Below are 17,518 nucleotides of genomic sequence, written 5' to 3'. Positions count from 1 at the left end.
ATTGTTTCCCCTTATCCTTATTTTATAATCGTATTGTAGCTTGAATCTAAACATGTGTCAACAAGCCCATTTACTGTATCAAGAATAATTTGATTGACAAACTATCTGATTAACTTTATCATTTAATAAAAACAGGAGGTTCTATTATGAAGCTAATATTAGATCACGTACAAAAATCCTATGGTGATAAAGAAGTATTAAAAGATTGCAGTTTTACTTTTGAAAGAGGAAAAATATATGGTCTATTGGGTCGCAATGGCAGTGGAAAAACAACGCTGTTCAACTGTATCGCACAGGAAATCGATTGTACAGGCAGTATTCAGATTGAAAAAAAAGAAACCATGCGAAATATCATAGAATCAGATATCGGATATGCCTACAGTCTGCCAATTCTGCCAGAATTTATGACTGGTTATGAATTTATACAGTTCTATATGGATATCAATGAACAACGCTTAGAAAAGACAATTAATATTGATGATTATTTTGACTTGATGCGCATAGATGAAGATGATCGTCATCGTTTGATCAAAGGCTATAGTCATGGAATGAAAAATAAGCTTCAGATGTTAAGCTTTATTATTTCACATCCGGATATCATCTTATTAGATGAACCTTTGACATCTTTTGATGTTGTAGTTGCTAGTGAAATGAAACATTTGCTTCTACAGATGAAGGAAGATCATATTTTATTGTTTTCTACCCATGTTTTACAGCTTGCGACAGATTTATGTGATGAGATCATTCTATTGAATAATGGCAGTTTAACTTTATTAGATCATGATTTATTAAACAGTCCGGATTTTGAAGAACGTGTTGTGGAAATGTTAAGGGATGAAGAACATGTGGCATGATATCATTTTCATGTATCATGTATCCATGACCAAAAAGGTCAATGGATTATTCTATTTTCTTCAAAAGCTGCCTTTTCTTGGTAAAAAAATCCCATCACGTATCTATCAATTCATCCGTTTAAAGAAAATATTAAGTATCATCACTTTTATATTTTCCATATTGGGGTCCGCCCTAAAAAACTTCTTATATCTTTTCATTTTTTATATGCTTCCCATTATGTTTCTATATATTAAACAAGATCCAATCCCACGTGTTCAAATGCAACAGGTATTCTTTCTAACATTTACGATATTAACCATACTTGGCGCCTGTACCAACAGTAAAATGTGGACATGTGATGATGAAACACTTATTATGATCAAGCAACTGCATATGGAATCAAAACGCTATATGCTGCACCATTCCTTATTTACATATACCATCAATACCATATCTTTAGGAATTAGTTCCCTACCCATATGTATGATTTTAATGATTTCTCCGGTATATGCACTATTAATTGCTGTTGTCTATTTTTGTTCTCATCTGATGATGGATGCATGTTATCTGTTTCTTTATGAACGTTACCACAATTTTATTTTATTCCATAAAGCATACAAGCCAGCCTTTCTCATGATTTGTCTATTGCTTGCTTATGGTATCTTATTTTCAAAAATCACAATATCTTTTGGATATATGTGTATGTATATCTTCACCCTTCTTTCTTTGCTTGGTATTGTATTTGCTTATCGTTATTTGAAAACAACAAACACTTACACAGCAGTCATGCGCAGAATCATACAGGACTATCTGTCTATGGGCTTAAACAACGACACCAATGTACAAACATTAGATGTTGCCTTAAATGAAAAAGACTATAGTCAATCTGAACTAAAACAAAATATTCATCATAAAAAACATGGATATCAGTTTATGAACGCCTTATTCTTTAAACGCCATAAACGCTTGATTTATAAGCCCATCAAACATCGCCTCATTATATTATTGGTGATTATGGTTTGTGTGATTCTCTCCTCCTTTTTTATAAAAGATCCTATTGATAAGAGTGACCTCTTAGAATTAATGCCACCCTTTGTATTTTTCCTGTATATGTTAAACATCTCCCAGCGAACATGTAAAGCCATGTTTATGAATTGTGATGCATCTTTGTTGCATTATGGTTACTATCGTACTCCACAGGCTATTCTTACAAACTTTCGTATCCGCTTAAAAGCTTTAATTTTATACAATCTGCCTGTGACGATATTATTATGTATATTGATCACTGTTACCTGCTTTGTTTATCATATTTCTTTCACACCTCAGACAATCGCTTTATTTCATATCACCATGTTTATATTATCCATTTTCTTTTCTGTTCATTATCTGTTTATCTATTATATCGCTCAGCCTTATGATGAAAAGCTGGAAATTAAAAATCCTTTGATGAATATCGTAAATGGCGCCATCTATGTGCTTTGTTACTTATGTATCAACTTAGAAGGAAACTTATATTTCTCTCTCGGGGTATTAGCTGCCACCATCTTATATCTCATGATTGCCTTGCCTCTTGTTTGGCATTTTGCGCCTAAGACTTTCCATTTAAAATGATTTTCGGTATAATGAATGCATAAGAAGGAGGTTCATTTATGGAATTTCACATTGCACATTGTAATATCAATGTAACAGACCTTGAGAAAAGTATTGCTTTTTATGAAAAAGCTTTGGGTTTAAAGGTGGTCTCAAAAAAAGAAACACCGGATTTTACCTTATGTTATTTAAGTGATGGTAAAACACCATTTGAATTAGAATTGACATGGTTAAAAGATCATCCTCAGCCTTATGATTTAGGTGAAAATGAAAGTCATATTGCCTTTGTTACTGAAGATTTTGATGCAGCTTATGCCTTACATCAAGAAATGGGTTGTATCTGTTTTGAAAATAAGGATATGGGTATCTATTTCATCCATGATCCTGATGATTACTGGTTAGAAATCGTTCCACAACATAAATAGGAAAACGAAGATGAAATGTGAAAACTCACCTTCGTTTTTTTTAAAATATAAACGGCAATAGATAGATTGGAAGATAACGAATCACACCATCGGATTCTCCAATATTTTTTTCTGAAAAGCGATAAGCAATCTTACTGTGGTATTGTATCACGAAATTATCAAAGCTTTTAGAGCGTGTATTTACACCGCTTTTAATTTCAATGGGGGTAATTTCAGTCCCACAATATGTCACAAAATCTATTTCTGAACTTGTATTGGGTTCAAAATAATACATAGCCTTATGATTGGCATACATGATTTGCGCAGCCATATTTTCATATATCGCTCCTTTAAATATTCCCAAATCTCCCGTATGAATTTTCGCAATGACAGCTTCATTGAAAAGTGAAATCAATAGTCCTGTATCAAACATATACACTTTGAATATTGACAGTTGCTCATATGCTTCTAAAGGAAAATCAATACATTTTAAACGATGCACAGATTTTCTAATGCAGGCCTCAGATGAAATTGATAATAAAGAAACTTTAAAACAAATGATTTACGTTTCTAATTCTACATACATCTTGATTTCTTAATATTATCCTTTGATCTACGATCATATGCCTTCACATCCGATCCTTTCTTCATTATATCAAATCCTGATTCATAAAAGTGCATAAAAAAGATAAAACGTGGTAACATATAGGGCGCATATAAGCGAAGCAAACATCTTGTAATTTTACAATGATACGCTTATAATGAACACGTTAAATATAAAGAGAGGTCATATGGAACGATTAACAATAGAAAACTATAAGCAACTGGAACCATATATCAAAGACGCTGATTATAACGAATATAACTCTAACATAGTAACCATGTTGATGTGGCAGGGCAGCTATCCTGTTTATTTCAGCTGTTATGAACATTTTGCACTTGTATACAATAAGATGCCTCATCGTGAACCGGTCTGGCTGATGCCTTATTGTAAGAAAGAATATCGTAAAGAAGCAGTAGATAAAAAAAAAGAATTAAGTGAACAGGAACATATTAGTTTTGAAATACATTCTATGATCAAAGAATTCAAGGACTGGCTGCAGGAAACATATCCAAATGAATTTTTGATATGGGACTGTTATAACGCACGTGACTATATTTATGATCGTAAACAGCAGGAAACACTTGCGGGTAAGAAAATGCAGAAACGAAGAAATCATTTCCATGCATTTGAAAAAGAATACGAAGGTCGTTATCATTATAAAACATTGGATAAAGAAGATATCCCTCATATTTATGAGTTTCTGGCATACTGGAAAAAGCAAAAAGAAGCGATGGACAGCATCGATGTGGAAGAAGAAGGCATTCATTTTCTACTAGAACATATGGAAGAATTACCTATAATGGGTGGTTGTATCTATATTGATGGAAAACTGGAAGCATTCAATATCACTTCCCTTGTATCACATGATACAATACAAATTCATGTGGAAAAAGCGAATAAACAGATTCGTGGATTGTATATTGCCATCTTAAAATTATTTTTGGAAACACTAGATGATGCGGTATTATATGTCAATCGTGAAGATGATATGGGATTACCAGAATTAAGGAAAGCCAAAACAGATATGCAGCCAATATCGAAAACTAGAAAATTTGGCAGCTGTTATCAAAAAATTATCATAAGAAAAGCAGTTCCTGAAGATATATCCGCCATCAAAAACTTATGGTTATCCAACTTTGAAGATGAAACATCTACATCAACTGATTATTATTTTGAACACTTCTATCATATGGAGGATTGTTATGTATGTGTCAGTGAGGATGAATTTATCTCTATGCTGCAGCTGCGTCCACTCTCCTTGATGCTGAATGGAAAAAAAGAAGATGTATCCTTTGTGGTGGGTGTTGCCACAAATAAAGAATATGAAGGATGCGCTTATATGAAACAGCTGCTTCAATATGCGATGGCACAGGCTTCAAAAACTCAGAATTATATGATTCTACAGGCATATAATTGGGATATTTATCGTTCATTTGGATTTGAAGAATGTTATAAATTTGCGAAGATCAAGTTATCAAAAGATGCTTATTCTCAAGGGGAAGGGGCATTTGTTTCAACGTATGATATAAAGACATTATTATCCTTATATGAAATTTATGTACAAGATAAAAATGGTTATCGTATCCGAGATCTTGCCTATTATGAAAATCTATTTTTGCCAAATGCGCACTTGTGGCATCAGGATATACAAGTCTTTGAAGTACAGGGAAAAGCTGTTGGGTATATCGTAAAGGAAGAACATGCTGATGAAACAGATATATTAGAATTTATCTACGAAGATACAAACGCATGTAACAACATGTTATATGCCCTATCACAAAGTGATAAAAAAATTATCATACATACTGATTTACAAACTGAAATTACAGGCAGAAAAAAAGAAGCAACCTGTATGATGATGGCATCATTACATGGCGCTTCCTTACATGATTCAAATTTGTATATCAATGAAACCCTTTAGAAGCTAGAAATTAGCTTCTTTTTTAGATACCCAGCTCTTTTAATTTACTCATTGCCTCAGAAAAACTATGTACAAAATAGCCGTGTTTCAAAATGGCGCCTAACACATAATGATTCATTCCATAAGTTGGTATCTCATATTGATTTGCGCTCATCAAACGTATATCACTATTCATGCCAATAATGATTTTTGTATTACTTTTGATTGCAATTCCCAATTCTACCATCACCCCGGCATCTTCATTTGTTAAGTCTGCGATGAAGATATCACATTCTTCTACTGCCTTCGTATCTGCTTCATATATTTCGATTGGCGTAGGAAGTGATTGTTTATTTTCATTGAAAGGCTGATCGACTGGATTAAAGATATCCAGGTGTGGAAACATCTCTTTCATGAGCTTTCCTTCTTTTTTTCTTTGTGCATTTTCTGCTTCATTAAACAGCGAACCTGCAATATAAACTTTCATGTATATCCCTCAACTTTCTGTTACGATTATACTATAATTCCTTACAAAAGCGAAGAAAAACACTTTTTATGGTATACACAAAGAAGGGTACATGGTACAATAACCTCAGGAGGTGATCATATGAATGCTTACCAATTAAAAATATCAATGAAGGGTGCGAAGCCCCCTGTTTGGAGAAGAGTCAACGTCCCAAAAGATTTAACTTTTAACGAATTGCACGAAACAATTCAACGTTTATTTGGGTGGATGGATGAACATTTATATAAGTTTAGGATTGCTTCACAAATGTTAGAAATATTAGGACCAGGTGTAGAAACGAACTATCTGGATGATATATTTACGGAAGATCATTATCTGTATGAATTTTTAAATGAAGGCACAAGATTTCAATATATTTATGATTTCGGTGACTGGTGGGATCATGCGATCCTTGTGGAAAAAGAAATTGAAATGGAAGAAAATTATCCTGTGTTGATCAAATGGAAAGGTGATAATTTTGCGGAAGATTCTGGTAATGTTGAGGGTTATGAAGAAATTGTAAAACGTTCTAAGGATAAAAAAGATGCAGATCAGAAAGAACTGATGCAATGGTTAAAAATGCAACATATTCCTTTTGATGAATATTATGTAAAAGAACAATTAAGTGAAATCATAAAAGCTCATGAAGATTTGGATAAAGAGATAGAAAAACAATTAGATCAAAGCATGCTTGCCTTGCGTAAAACACTGATGACAAAAGATATAGGCGAACTTTCTTTAATTGAGATGGAAAAAAGTGATATGACTTATTACATCGGTTTTAATCGTATGGATAATGATATCGTCTTACAGATTTATGATGATGAAACAGCGTATTTACAAGGCGTTGATTATGTATCCCCTCAGGCTTCCTGTAATATCTTTGCCAATACCATTTGTGTGATATTCAATGAAGAAGAATTACCAAATCTTGGGTGGAACTGCTCTGATGGAAAATCAACGATAAAAATACTGCGTACTGGTTATTTTCCTGTCGATTTAAATAATGATGATGCTTTATTGGTCATAAATATTCTACAAGGTATTGAAGAGATTTTATCCCAATGGAAAAAACCTTTGCCTTCTTATGAAACAAATGAATGCCTGCATGCGACACATAATCATCAAGATTGGATAATATCTAAACAGCAGATTCGATTACATGCGACACGTGATCTTGTACATTTGGATGAAAAGGAAATTGAACAGATTGAACGTGAAGGCGTACATCATGCAGGTACGGTTTTATGCGATGTTTTAAGTGCTCCAAGTCCAATGATGATGAACAAAGCTTATGATGTTTTATTATTGATTGAATCAGATACAGTCAATGCGAAGGTTACCTTACCGCATGAACTATTGGGTGATATGGTACAGATCAATATCCAGATACTACAGGCACTTGCACAATTTTTCAAAGAAAACGGTATTCCGGATACATTAAAAGTGAATAGTGAAAATATGCGTTTTATGTTAAGTGCTTTTTGTGAAGATTTAGGTATCATGTTATTGATGGAACCTTTCCGTACCCAGTTTGAAACGATGCTGCTTCCAGATATCGATGAAAAAGATATAGAAATATTAGATACTCTGGCTCATTTAAGTGGTGAAGAATTTTATGATTTCATGGAAAGTATGGATGAAAATGAATTGATGGCATTTCAGGAGTTCATCACAAAATATTTAGATTCAGATGATTTAAATGATATCTTTGAAGACAGTCTTGCACTGAAGAAAGATGATCATGGAAAGAAAAAATTTGACGCATAATAATATTTCTTATTCAGATTCTTTATTGCTTTAGGGTATATACGAAAAGAGATTTCTAAATGATTATATGTATAGTCATTTTAGAAATCTCTTTTTTATTTTAGATATCCAATTGTAAGTAAGGACCCATATTCAGAAATGTTATTTTCCTATTTTTCAATGTATTGAATAGCAATACAATCAAGTCCTGTATGTGCACTGATCACAGCACTGATATAGTTTGTTTCTATATCTAAGGTAGGATCTTTCTCCAACAACATATGTTTAACCTCTTGCGCACGATCTAAACAATCTGAGTGAATAACGAAGATTTTCCCCGGTTTTCCATGTAAATGATCAATGATATAATCCACTGCAAAGGATATTGCTTTCTTCTCTGTACGTACTTTTTCAAATACATCGATCTTTCCATTGGTTTGTGGATCAATACGTAAGATGGGTTTGATTTTCAATAAACCTGCCGCAGCTGCCGCAAGTGGCGTTAATCGCCCACCTCGTTTTAAGTGCTGTAAATCATTTGGCAGAATCAATGTACCACTTGTCTTTACTTTTTCTTCTACCAGCGCCTTTACTTCTTCTATACTTTTTCCTTCATCCACATAATGTTTTGCTAGTATTGCGCCATAACCCTGCAAATCGCAGGTTGTGTAATTCTCAATTGTCACAACCGGTATGCCTAAATCTTTGCCACATACTTCAATTGCATTATATGTTGATGATAATCCACTGCTTAATGGAAGGGAAAGAATCGCATCATATCCATCTGCTTTGATTTGCGCAATCTGATTTTCAATCACAGATAAGATTGGCATACTTGTTTTTGGTGTATGATTCTTCTTTAATCTTTCATATAACTCCATCGTCGTGATGTCTACGCCATCCTGATAGGATACTTCTTCATCAATGACCTGAAGTGGCAGAAGATACAGTCCATATTTTTGTGCATCTATCACATTTAATGCACTTCCTGTATCTGTTAATACAGCTATCTTCATAACAGTACCTCTTTTCTCATGTGTTAACACATGGCTTCCTACAAGGATATTTTACTCTTTTTTTAGACAAAAAGGTAATTTTATCCAGTAAAAATCAATTTTTTTATTTTTAATATATTTATTTTAGATATTGATAACGATCAGGTACTTCCACTTCTTTGTTTTGTTCTTCTAATGTTTCCAGATAAGTATCATATGCACGTTGTGCATTTTGTAAGATACCGCTTTTATGAAATAAATGAAGTGAACTTTGATCATCTACGACCCAGTATTCTTCTCCAGTATCCATTTCCACTAACCAGATATCCGCTTGTGGATCGTCGCCAATAGTTTCTATAAAAGAAGCATCTTCTACATCCTGCTGTGAAAAAGCTTCTGATACGTAAGATAAAATCGTTTCTTTTCTGATAGCTTCCAACATTTTATTTCCTCCCAACTTTTTACACGTGCAATCATAACACCATTTGTTATTTTAATAAAGTCTTTGATTTATTTTTTTGAATATGACACACGATGTCATATATTTATGTTACGATAGTATCAGGTGATCATAATGCAAACATTACGTTTATTTGAAATACTATATATCCTTCTGCAAAACAAAAAGACAACTGCGAAATATCTGGCACAACATTTTGAAGTCAGTGTCCGTACAATTTATCGTGATTTAGATGTATTGACGCTTGCCGGTATCCCTATATATACCAACAAAGGCAAAAACGGCGGTATCTTTTTAAATGAGGATTATATCTTGAATCGAAGCTTTTTCAGTGATGATGAACAAGCAAAATTATTAGCTGCCTTACGTAGTCAACAAATTGTAGATCCAGAAGCATCTGATACTTTATTATCTAAACTAAGTGCCATCTTTCAAAAACCGGAAATCCCATGGATTCAGGTAGATTTTCGCAATTGGCAGGAAGAAGATCATGATGATTTATTTCTTAGCTTAAAATCCGCAATTCTAAAACATCAGGTAGTTACCTTTCTCTATCATGATGCAAAAGGCAACAGCAAACAGCGCACTGTAGAACCATTACAGCTTTTATTCAAAGGACAGGCCTGGTATCTTGTCGCTTATTGCAGGGAAAGAAAAGCCCAGCGTACTTTTAAAATCAAACGTATGCAGCATCTGAAAATATTGCCACAGCATTTCACTCGTGAATTGATAGAAGTAAATCATCCATACCAACAATACCAGCAAACATGTATAGATGTTGTTTTACGCATTGATTTATCCATGGGATATCGTGTATTTGAAGAATTTCCTCGTGATAGCATTGAAGTAAAAGAAGATCATTATCTGATTAAATGCAGAATGCCAGATTGTGAAATGACTTATGGAGTCTTGATTTCTTATGGCGAAGCATTAACTGTACTTTCCCCTGCCCATATCAAAGAAGGCGTCATTCTACGTATACAAAAGATATTAAGTAATTATCTTTAACATGACATGAGGTGTCATATATACAATGATATAGTAGAGATGAAAGAAGGGATACTTGTATGGAAACATTTGATTATAAAAAAGCATATAAAGATTTATATATACTGAAAACAAAACCAATGATGATTCAGGTTCCATCCATGAATTTTGTGATGGTCAAAGGAAATGGCAATCCAAATGAGCCAGATGGCGCATATGCCAATGCTTTACAGATTCTATATGGCATCAGTTATACCATAAAAATGAGTAAAAAAAATTCTATGCATATCAAAGGATATTTTGATTATGTTGTGCCACCACTAGAAGGTTTTTGGTGGATGGATGACATACAGGGAATTGATGTTACACAAAAGAACAGCTTTCACTGGTATGCTTTCATTCGTTTACCTGAGTTTGTCAATCAGGAAATATTTGAATGGGCATGTGCACAGACACAAAAGAAAAAACCACAGCTTGATGTATCACTTGCGAAGTTTGTGACACTTGAAGAAGGTTTATGTGTACAAATCATGCACAAAGGCTGTTACGATGATGAACCAGCATCTATTGAAAAGATGCATGCCTTTATGGAAGCTGAAGGCTATGAACTGGATTTTACAGGCATCTATAACACAGGGCAGCCCAGAATGCATCATGAAATATATTTAAGTAATCCAAATAAATCAAAACCAGAAAATTTAAAAACGGTGATTCGTCACCCAATAAGGAGAAAATGATATGGAATTTATAAAACTTACACCAGAAAATATAGAAAAGGAGCATATCTGTTGTGCTTTAAGTGATAAAGCCCAGGTTCAGATGAAAAAGATATGGTTAACACAGCGCATGAAAGAAGGCTTGCAGTTTTATCGTCTACAGGCAAAAGGCAAAGTATTTATTGAATATGCGCCAATTACTTGCGCATGGGCACCTGTGGAAGGCAAGAATATGATGATGATCGACTGTTTCTGGGTCAGTGGACAATATAAAGGGAAAGGCTACAGCAATGCATTATTATCTCAATGTATTCAGGATGCCAAAGATGCGAATATGGATGGCATAGCGGTAATATCCAGTGAAAAAAAACTAGGCTTTCTAAGTGATGGCGATTATTTAAAGTATAAGGGCTTTACACTTGTTGATGAAGCAGGTGTCTATCAATTACTATATCTGCCTCTTACCGATAACAAAGCTATGCCACATTTTACCGATACCGCTAAAACAATGAAAACAAAAGAAGATGGTTTTGTATTATACTATACACCACAATGTCCTTTTGCTTTAAAATATGCGGAAATCTTAAAACAGCATGTAGAAGCTGCTGGTATTCCTGTACATCTGCACCTACTTCAAAGTAAACAAGAAGTCATGGAAGTCCCTGCCCCATGGTGTGTTCATGCATTGTTTATAGATGGAAAATTCATAACACATGAAATCCAATCTGAAAAGAAACTAGATAAACTCATTGCGGCTTATGGAAAAGATAAAACAAAAGGATAATCGTTTCCTGATTGGAAAACGTATTCCTCTAACTGCTTCTTTTTCTAAAAACATGTCTTTGATCACATCATTTTGGCAAAGTTTTCAACAGGATATCAAGCGTTATCATCTTCAACAAAAAAAGCCCTTTGAAAAATATGGCATCACCTTTCGTGAACAATCAAAGTTGTATTATGCTTGTTGTTTGCCTGCGGATATCACCTATCCCGATGACTTTGAAATCTTTCTATTGCCCCGTTCCCACTATTTTCTTTATGAACATATTGGTCCTATGCGCAAACTACCAGATACCATACAATACCTGATGAAACAGCATTTACCAGCTGCACATCTTACACCAAAACAAATAGATCTTGTTTATTATGAAGCCTATCGACCAGGTTTTGCTTATCAGGATGAATATTCTGTTATAGAAATCGGTATTCCCATCTTACAGGATACACCAGATCATATGCCCAGCATCAGCGCAAAATCTTTACTTCAGGGAAATGGTAAACCCACAGAGCCATATACCTGGTTTGGCATGGATTATAATATGAATTTATACAAAGGCTGTCCTCATGGTTGTATTTATTGTGATTCTCGCAGTTCGTGTTATCAGGTAGATAACTTTGATATCGTTCGTAAGAAAGAAAATGAATTATCTATTCTTGAAATGGAACTAAAACGCAAGAAACGAAAAGGTGTTATAGGAATTGGTTCCATGTCTGATACCTATCATCCATTTGAGAAAACAGAGAAAATCACACATGATGCATTAGAGCTGATCTATCGTTATGGATTTGGTGTTGGCATTGATACCAAAAGTGATTTGATCCTGAAAGATATTGATTTAATTTCAGCAATATCAAAACAATACCCTAGCATTGTAAAAATCACCATTACAACCGCAGATGATACATTATGCCGTATCATCGAACCACATGTCTGTGTCAGTTCCAAGCGCTTTATAATATTAGAAAAACTGCATCAGGCTGGTATTTTCGCTGGTATTTTAATGATGCCCATACTTCCCTTCATCAATGACAGTGAAGAAAATATCAAAACAATTATTGAACAGGCACACTTGCATCATGCCAAATTCATCTATCCAGGTTTTGGTGTGACCTTGCGATCAAATCAACGCAGTTATTTTTACTATCAACTGGATCGCTTTTTCCCAGGAAAACGACAGCTATATGAAAAATATTATCACAATACCTATTCCTGTGAATCTCTTCATCATCAAGCTTTATGGAAACTATTCCAAAAAGAATGCCAGAAATACGGTATCCTCTATCGCATGAACGATATCATTCATGCATATAAAAAAGAAACCGGCATCAAACAGATGTCACTATTATAAAGGAGAACAATATGAATTATCATCTAACAAACGTTACACTAACAACCGACAACACAATAGAAGGCATGGAAAAAATCCAGGCACTCTGGAACGATATCACAACAGGAAATCTTCCCCTGTTATGTGATAATGAACATCATCCTATTGAAAATGTGACACCCATTTCCTGTTACAGCAATTATACATCAGATGAAAAAGGCACCTATGATTTAACCATTATGGCAGAAACATTGGATTTCTTCACAAAGATGGAAGAAAAAATTGCACAAGGCACTTACCTTCTATATGAGGAAACAAATGATGAGGGAAATATCGAAGCTTGTACAAAACAAGCATGGATTAGAATCTGGGATGATCAAAACAAACAGCTTATCAAACGCAGCTTTACAAAAGATTATGAAGCTAGCATTCCCAAAGCATTCTCAAAAGACAACAAGGCTCATTGTTATGTATATATCGCAATCCAGCAGTAATTTCTATAATTACTGCTTTTCTATTGACAAACACTTATTTATACATTAAATTGATAATAGATATATCGATAATCAATATAGTGAGGTGATCACATGGCACGAAAAGAATTTCAGACACTGACAGAACAAATGTTTTATATTTTACTTGTTTTAAGACAGCCTCATCATGGCTATGAAATCATGCAACAGATTGATGAAATCACCCATGGCCGTATCAAAGTAGGTGCCGGCACTTTGTATACTCTGCTTTCTCGTTTTGAAGAAGAAGGCTTCATCAAAAAAGTAGGAGAAGATCAACGTAAGAAAATCTATCGAATCACGAAAGAAGGAAATGAATTATTTGAAAAAGAAAAACAACGCTTAAAACAAATGTTAATTGATAGCGGGGAGGTATGATTATGAAAACATTATATACAATCAATGCTTTTCATCCAATGGACTATCAGGCAATACAACAATACTTAGAACACAAAGCGCAAAAAGGATATATCTTAAAGAAAATAGGATATTTCTTCAAATTTCAAAAAGAAGAACCGCAGGATTTAGTTTATTGCGTGGATTTCTTTCCAAAAATCACTTTATTTTCTTCTCAAAATATCGAAGAAGCAAAAGATTATCGTTCCTTTTGTGAAGAAAGCGGCTGGAAATTTGTCTGTGGTTATGACAAAATGCAAATATTCTGTGCCAAACGAAGTGATCATTTAATACCAATTCAAACAGAAGATATGATTCAATATAAGATTGTGAAAAAATCCATCATGCCTACCCTCATTGCATTGATTCTTGCATTTGCTTATATTTTATACTGCATTTATGATGTTTTTTCCTATCATCCTCGCTTTGCAACTTTAGATGATGACTTTATCCGTTTTGCGATTCCCGCTGTGATTTTTGGTGTAATCATCATAGCGATAGAACTATTCCGTTATTTTTATCTGCTTCTATTAAATAAACATCGGATAAAAAACGGTTTATCCACACATAATACATCTTATCAAAATGCAATGTTGTCTCGCTATCTGGATATATTGATTATTGTGGTAATGCTTTTTGCCTGTCTGCTTACCCTCATGATGGCACCTCATAAAGATGCATTCCTATATAATCATCTACAACCTTTCTTATATCCTGCAATCGGAATGTTTCTTGGTTCTTCACTTCTATTTATACGTAATCACTTTTCAATTAAAACAGAAGTCAATCAAATGCTTACCCTATTTGTTTTCTTAGCCATCATCCCCATATCTACAGGCATTTCTTATTCTCTAGATTTACAAAGCCAAAAACTATCCAGTATCAAACAAACCGCCTATTTCAATTACTTCAATGATTCCTTATCAAATAAAGGAACATGGGAAGTCCTCGATATCAACAGTTCCTCCCATGTCCCATTACAATTTAAAGCAAGCTATTCCACTGATAATTCTCAATTTGATATCATGATGATGGAAATAAAAAATCAAAATGAAGCTGCCTATTTCCTAAAAGAAAAATTAATTGATGACTACACCTTTTCACATGGCCACTTTAATACAAGATCAATGAAATATATCTATGGGGATGTTCCTGATGATCAAACATTGTATCAAGCATATCCAGAATATAAGCATCCTGATATTGATCAAGGATACGATTTAACATCAGATAATTATCCAGCTTTCATTGTACAAAAAGACAATTATATATATAGTATCAGAATGTCTGTATATGATGAAAAATTAACAAAGCAATATCTTCAGATATTTGAAGATTTCCTAACCATTTAAAAAGAAGCTAAATTCATAGCTTCTTTTTTTTACTATTCTTTTTCGTGTTTTTTATTTGTGATTATCACTGCACCTGCTAATGTAACGAAGCCCATCAATAAACCTGCTGTATGATCTTGTGTGGTTGCTGAAGTATCTTTCACAACTGCATCTTTAGGTTTATCTTTATCGCCTTTGTTATCAGCTGGCTTTGTAGGTTTTACTGGTTTTGCAGGTTCCTCTGGTTTCACATCAGGTGCTATCACAGTATTATCCTTTGTGATGGTAACTCTATACTGATATGCTAATTTATCATTAACATTATAAGCAAATTCAAATTTATTATTCTCAAAATCATAGAACCTTCCATTATCAAATTTCGCACCTACACAAGAGGACTTAATATTTGATGCATATTCATCTTTATAATTTTTTAAATTTAAGTCTTTCAGATATATATTTCCATCTTTATCTGTTTCTGCCTTAATATCCATCGTTACGATGACTGGTTGATTACTATTTCTTACAATCTCTAGATTATAATTACAAATAGTATTACCCAATGTATAATGGAATGTAACTACATTTCCATTAATATTTATAAACTTCCCATTTTCATAGGTTGCTCCTTTTAAGGATTCTTTGATTTCTTTTTCATTTTCTGAAGTCAGGCTGTCAATATTAACATCGCTTAATTTAAAATAGCTACTATCCCCTAAATTTATAATCATTTTAATAAGCTCTTCTTCTTTTTGTTTTTCTTTTTCCACCATAAAATTCTTTTTAATTACTAATCCACGATAGATATCATTTTCATAAAAATCAACAATAACTGAATATGATCCTGCTACTTTTGGAGGCGTTGAAGATATCTCTCCCGTATCATTATTCTTATAAGATATGTGTCTTTCTTCTGGTTTATATGCCTCTGTTTTAATTACTGGTAGATTAGGCTTTTCCCCTTCACTCCATCCTTCAATTTCTACAATAGCAGATCCATTTGCCTTTTTCACTTCAAATTTCTTAGATTCACTTTCTAGTCCAGTATAGCTTTCTCCAGCTTTTACATAAGCCTTCATATACCATGTTCCTGCAGAATTAGGTTTATTAGAATCAAATGTTTCATTATCTTTGCTATATTTGAATTCAACCATACCATATTTTGCTTCTGCTTTTGGTTGTGGTTCTTCTAAAAGATTATAGCTAGCAATAGTAGGTTCCTTTATCCATGAATTTATATATGATTTTTGTGTTACATACATAGTGACTTCCATACTTTTTCCAGAACTTTCAAAATTATAAATAATTTCAGAATCCTTTATATTACTAAATATTCCTGTTTCACTATTATAATCACAATTACCATTTACGTTTTTGACACTCTTAAAATCTTTTGTTGTCAATCCATAATCAGCTAAATTCACTTCACCCTTCTCATTCATTTCAACATCTGTTGGCAGCTGTCCAGTAATATTTACCCTACCATTAAAATTTTCTCCTAAATCATAACCTAGTAAATTATTTCCTGACAAGTCAAAATTTGTACTTTTGTTTTTAGATTGTATACCTGATAAATCAGCGTATTTAAGCTTATTGTATTTTCCATTTACCGTAATCTTTTTATCACTTGTAAGTTTGCTAAAATCAAAAGACTCTACATGGTTGTTATAAAAAGACAAACTTGTTAAATTAGGATATTCACTACCTAACTTTATTTCCTTTAATAATCCTTTTTGTCCATCATTTTGTGCATTAACTTTTTCCAATTTTGTATTATTTGATATATCCAAAATAGTTAGTGAATTATTAGAAACATTTAAGTTAGTTAAGTCTGTGTTATTATTCAAATTAATAGATTCTAAAACACCATTGTTTTGAGCAATTAATTCTTTTAATTTAGGTGTATTTTCTAAATTTAAATTTTTTATATTATTGTATGCAATCTCCAAATATGTTAAATTATCTATTTTAGGTAAAGTAATATCACCTGATAGACCACTATTAGTCAAATATAATTCTACCACATTTGGCAACTTATCAATTCCCTTTAAACTCTTATTTAAATTCGTGATTGGTGTATTTGATATTGAAACTTGTTCAACATTATCAACTCTCATTTGACCTTGATCATTGAAATTAGTTTCTCCATATATGCCTTTCGTAGAGGTAATTATTTCATCTGAAAATTCTGTTACATTAACCCAAGTTTCTTGTGTTTCATCACTCTTTGTCACAACTGTTTCAGGTGCTTTTGTTTCAACTGCGTGAATATTCAACATCCCCAAGTTACTACTACATGCTAATCCTAAGCATAATGCACATACAACTGCCTTTTTTTCATCTCGTTTTTTCATATTATTTCTTTTACCTTTCTTTCGGTCAACCCGAACAAAACATAATTAATACGCTTACATTTTATCAGAAATG

At 33.2% G+C, this 17,518-nt stretch carries 17 protein-coding genes; 12 read left to right on the top strand and 5 right to left on the bottom strand.

Annotated features, from left to right (window positions below; all coding sequences use genetic code 11):
• Positions 1–146 precede the first annotated feature (146 nt).
• Genes DW114_RS11090 through DW114_RS11080 form a run of 3 tightly spaced genes read left to right on the top strand, consistent with a single transcriptional unit; the run spans position 147 to position 2,849 of the window.
• Positions 147–854: an ABC transporter ATP-binding protein gene (locus DW114_RS11090; protein WP_117453821.1), complete on the top strand. Its 708-nt coding sequence runs from the start codon at positions 147–149 to the stop codon at positions 852–854.
• A complete protein-coding gene (locus tag DW114_RS11085; RefSeq protein WP_117453820.1) occupies positions 844–2,445 on the top strand; it encodes a hypothetical protein in 1,602 nt (533 codons plus the stop codon). The genes DW114_RS11090 and DW114_RS11085 overlap by 11 nt, the downstream gene beginning before the upstream one ends.
• 38 nt (positions 2,446–2,483) lie before the next feature.
• Positions 2,484–2,849 (top strand): VOC family protein, encoded by a 366-nt coding sequence (locus tag DW114_RS11080; RefSeq protein ID WP_117453819.1) that lies wholly within the window; start codon positions 2,484–2,486, stop codon positions 2,847–2,849.
• A gap of 40 nt (positions 2,850–2,889) precedes the next feature.
• Here the strand turns inward: DW114_RS11080 and DW114_RS11075 are convergent, their stop codons facing one another.
• Entirely contained in the window at positions 2,890–3,330 is a 441-nt protein-coding gene (locus tag DW114_RS11075; protein WP_158552238.1) for a DUF4143 domain-containing protein, read from the bottom strand.
• Positions 3,331–3,619: 289 nt separating this feature from the next.
• Between DW114_RS11075 and DW114_RS11070 the strand changes: the two genes are divergently transcribed.
• The gene (locus tag DW114_RS11070) at positions 3,620–5,353 is read left to right on the top strand and encodes a GNAT family N-acetyltransferase (protein ID WP_117453817.1); all 1,734 of its coding nucleotides are present in this window, start codon (positions 3,620–3,622) and stop codon (positions 5,351–5,353) included.
• Positions 5,354–5,375: 22 nt separating this feature from the next.
• Here DW114_RS11070 and DW114_RS11065 read toward each other — a convergent pair whose 3' ends face one another.
• Positions 5,376–5,819, bottom strand: coding sequence for a nucleoside 2-deoxyribosyltransferase (locus DW114_RS11065; protein WP_117453816.1), 444 nt, complete (start codon positions 5,817–5,819; stop codon positions 5,376–5,378).
• 120 nt (positions 5,820–5,939) lie between these two features.
• On the opposite strand from DW114_RS11065, the gene DW114_RS11060 reads away from it, so the two are divergent.
• Positions 5,940–7,607 (top strand): plasmid pRiA4b ORF-3 family protein, encoded by a 1,668-nt coding sequence (locus DW114_RS11060; RefSeq protein WP_117453815.1) that lies wholly within the window; start codon positions 5,940–5,942, stop codon positions 7,605–7,607.
• 149 nt (positions 7,608–7,756) lie between these two features.
• Here DW114_RS11060 and DW114_RS11055 read toward each other — a convergent pair whose 3' ends face one another.
• Together DW114_RS11055 and DW114_RS11050 are read right to left on the bottom strand one after the other, a co-directional pair.
• The gene (locus DW114_RS11055) at positions 7,757–8,602 is read right to left on the bottom strand and encodes a DegV family protein (RefSeq protein ID WP_117453814.1); all 846 of its coding nucleotides are present in this window, start codon (positions 8,600–8,602) and stop codon (positions 7,757–7,759) included.
• A gap of 118 nt (positions 8,603–8,720) precedes the next feature.
• A complete protein-coding gene (locus tag DW114_RS11050) occupies positions 8,721–9,023 on the bottom strand; it encodes a hypothetical protein (protein ID WP_117453813.1) in 303 nt (100 codons plus the stop codon).
• A 132-nt stretch (positions 9,024–9,155) separates the two neighbouring features.
• On the opposite strand from DW114_RS11050, the gene DW114_RS11045 reads away from it, so the two are divergent.
• From DW114_RS11045 to DW114_RS11015, 7 genes are all read left to right on the top strand, one after another.
• Entirely contained in the window at positions 9,156–10,049 is an 894-nt protein-coding gene (locus tag DW114_RS11045; protein WP_117453812.1) for a helix-turn-helix transcriptional regulator, read from the top strand.
• Positions 10,050–10,108: 59 nt separating this feature from the next.
• A complete protein-coding gene (locus DW114_RS11040; protein WP_117453811.1) occupies positions 10,109–10,765 on the top strand; it encodes a GyrI-like domain-containing protein in 657 nt (218 codons plus the stop codon).
• A gap of 1 nt (position 10,766) precedes the next feature.
• Positions 10,767–11,528, top strand: coding sequence for a YoaP domain-containing protein (locus DW114_RS11035; RefSeq protein ID WP_117453810.1), 762 nt, complete (start codon positions 10,767–10,769; stop codon positions 11,526–11,528).
• A complete protein-coding gene (locus DW114_RS11030) occupies positions 11,503–12,873 on the top strand; it encodes a radical SAM protein (protein ID WP_117453809.1) in 1,371 nt (456 codons plus the stop codon). Before DW114_RS11035 ends, DW114_RS11030 begins: the two co-directional genes overlap by 26 nt.
• Positions 12,874–12,884: 11 nt before the next feature.
• Entirely contained in the window at positions 12,885–13,346 is a 462-nt protein-coding gene (locus tag DW114_RS11025; protein ID WP_117453808.1) for an AraC family transcriptional regulator, read from the top strand.
• Positions 13,347–13,439: 93 nt separating this feature from the next.
• Positions 13,440–13,742 (top strand): PadR family transcriptional regulator, encoded by a 303-nt coding sequence (locus DW114_RS11020; protein ID WP_117453807.1) that lies wholly within the window; start codon positions 13,440–13,442, stop codon positions 13,740–13,742.
• A 2-nt stretch (positions 13,743–13,744) separates the two neighbouring features.
• A complete protein-coding gene (locus DW114_RS11015; RefSeq protein ID WP_158552237.1) occupies positions 13,745–15,112 on the top strand; it encodes a DUF2812 domain-containing protein in 1,368 nt (455 codons plus the stop codon).
• Between the two features lie 32 nt (positions 15,113–15,144).
• Here the strand turns inward: DW114_RS11015 and DW114_RS11010 are convergent, their stop codons facing one another.
• The gene (locus tag DW114_RS11010; RefSeq protein WP_117453805.1) at positions 15,145–17,445 is read right to left on the bottom strand and encodes a leucine-rich repeat domain-containing protein; all 2,301 of its coding nucleotides are present in this window, start codon (positions 17,443–17,445) and stop codon (positions 15,145–15,147) included.
• Positions 17,446–17,518 lie beyond the last annotated feature (73 nt).

Source organism: Absiella sp. AM09-50 (assembly GCF_003433845.1).
GTDB classification, from domain to species: Bacteria; Bacillota_I; Bacilli_A; order Erysipelotrichales; family Erysipelotrichaceae; genus Hoskinsella; species Hoskinsella hominis.
Note: the sequence above shows the minus strand (reverse complement) of the source record. Positions and strands in the feature narration are given on the sequence as shown.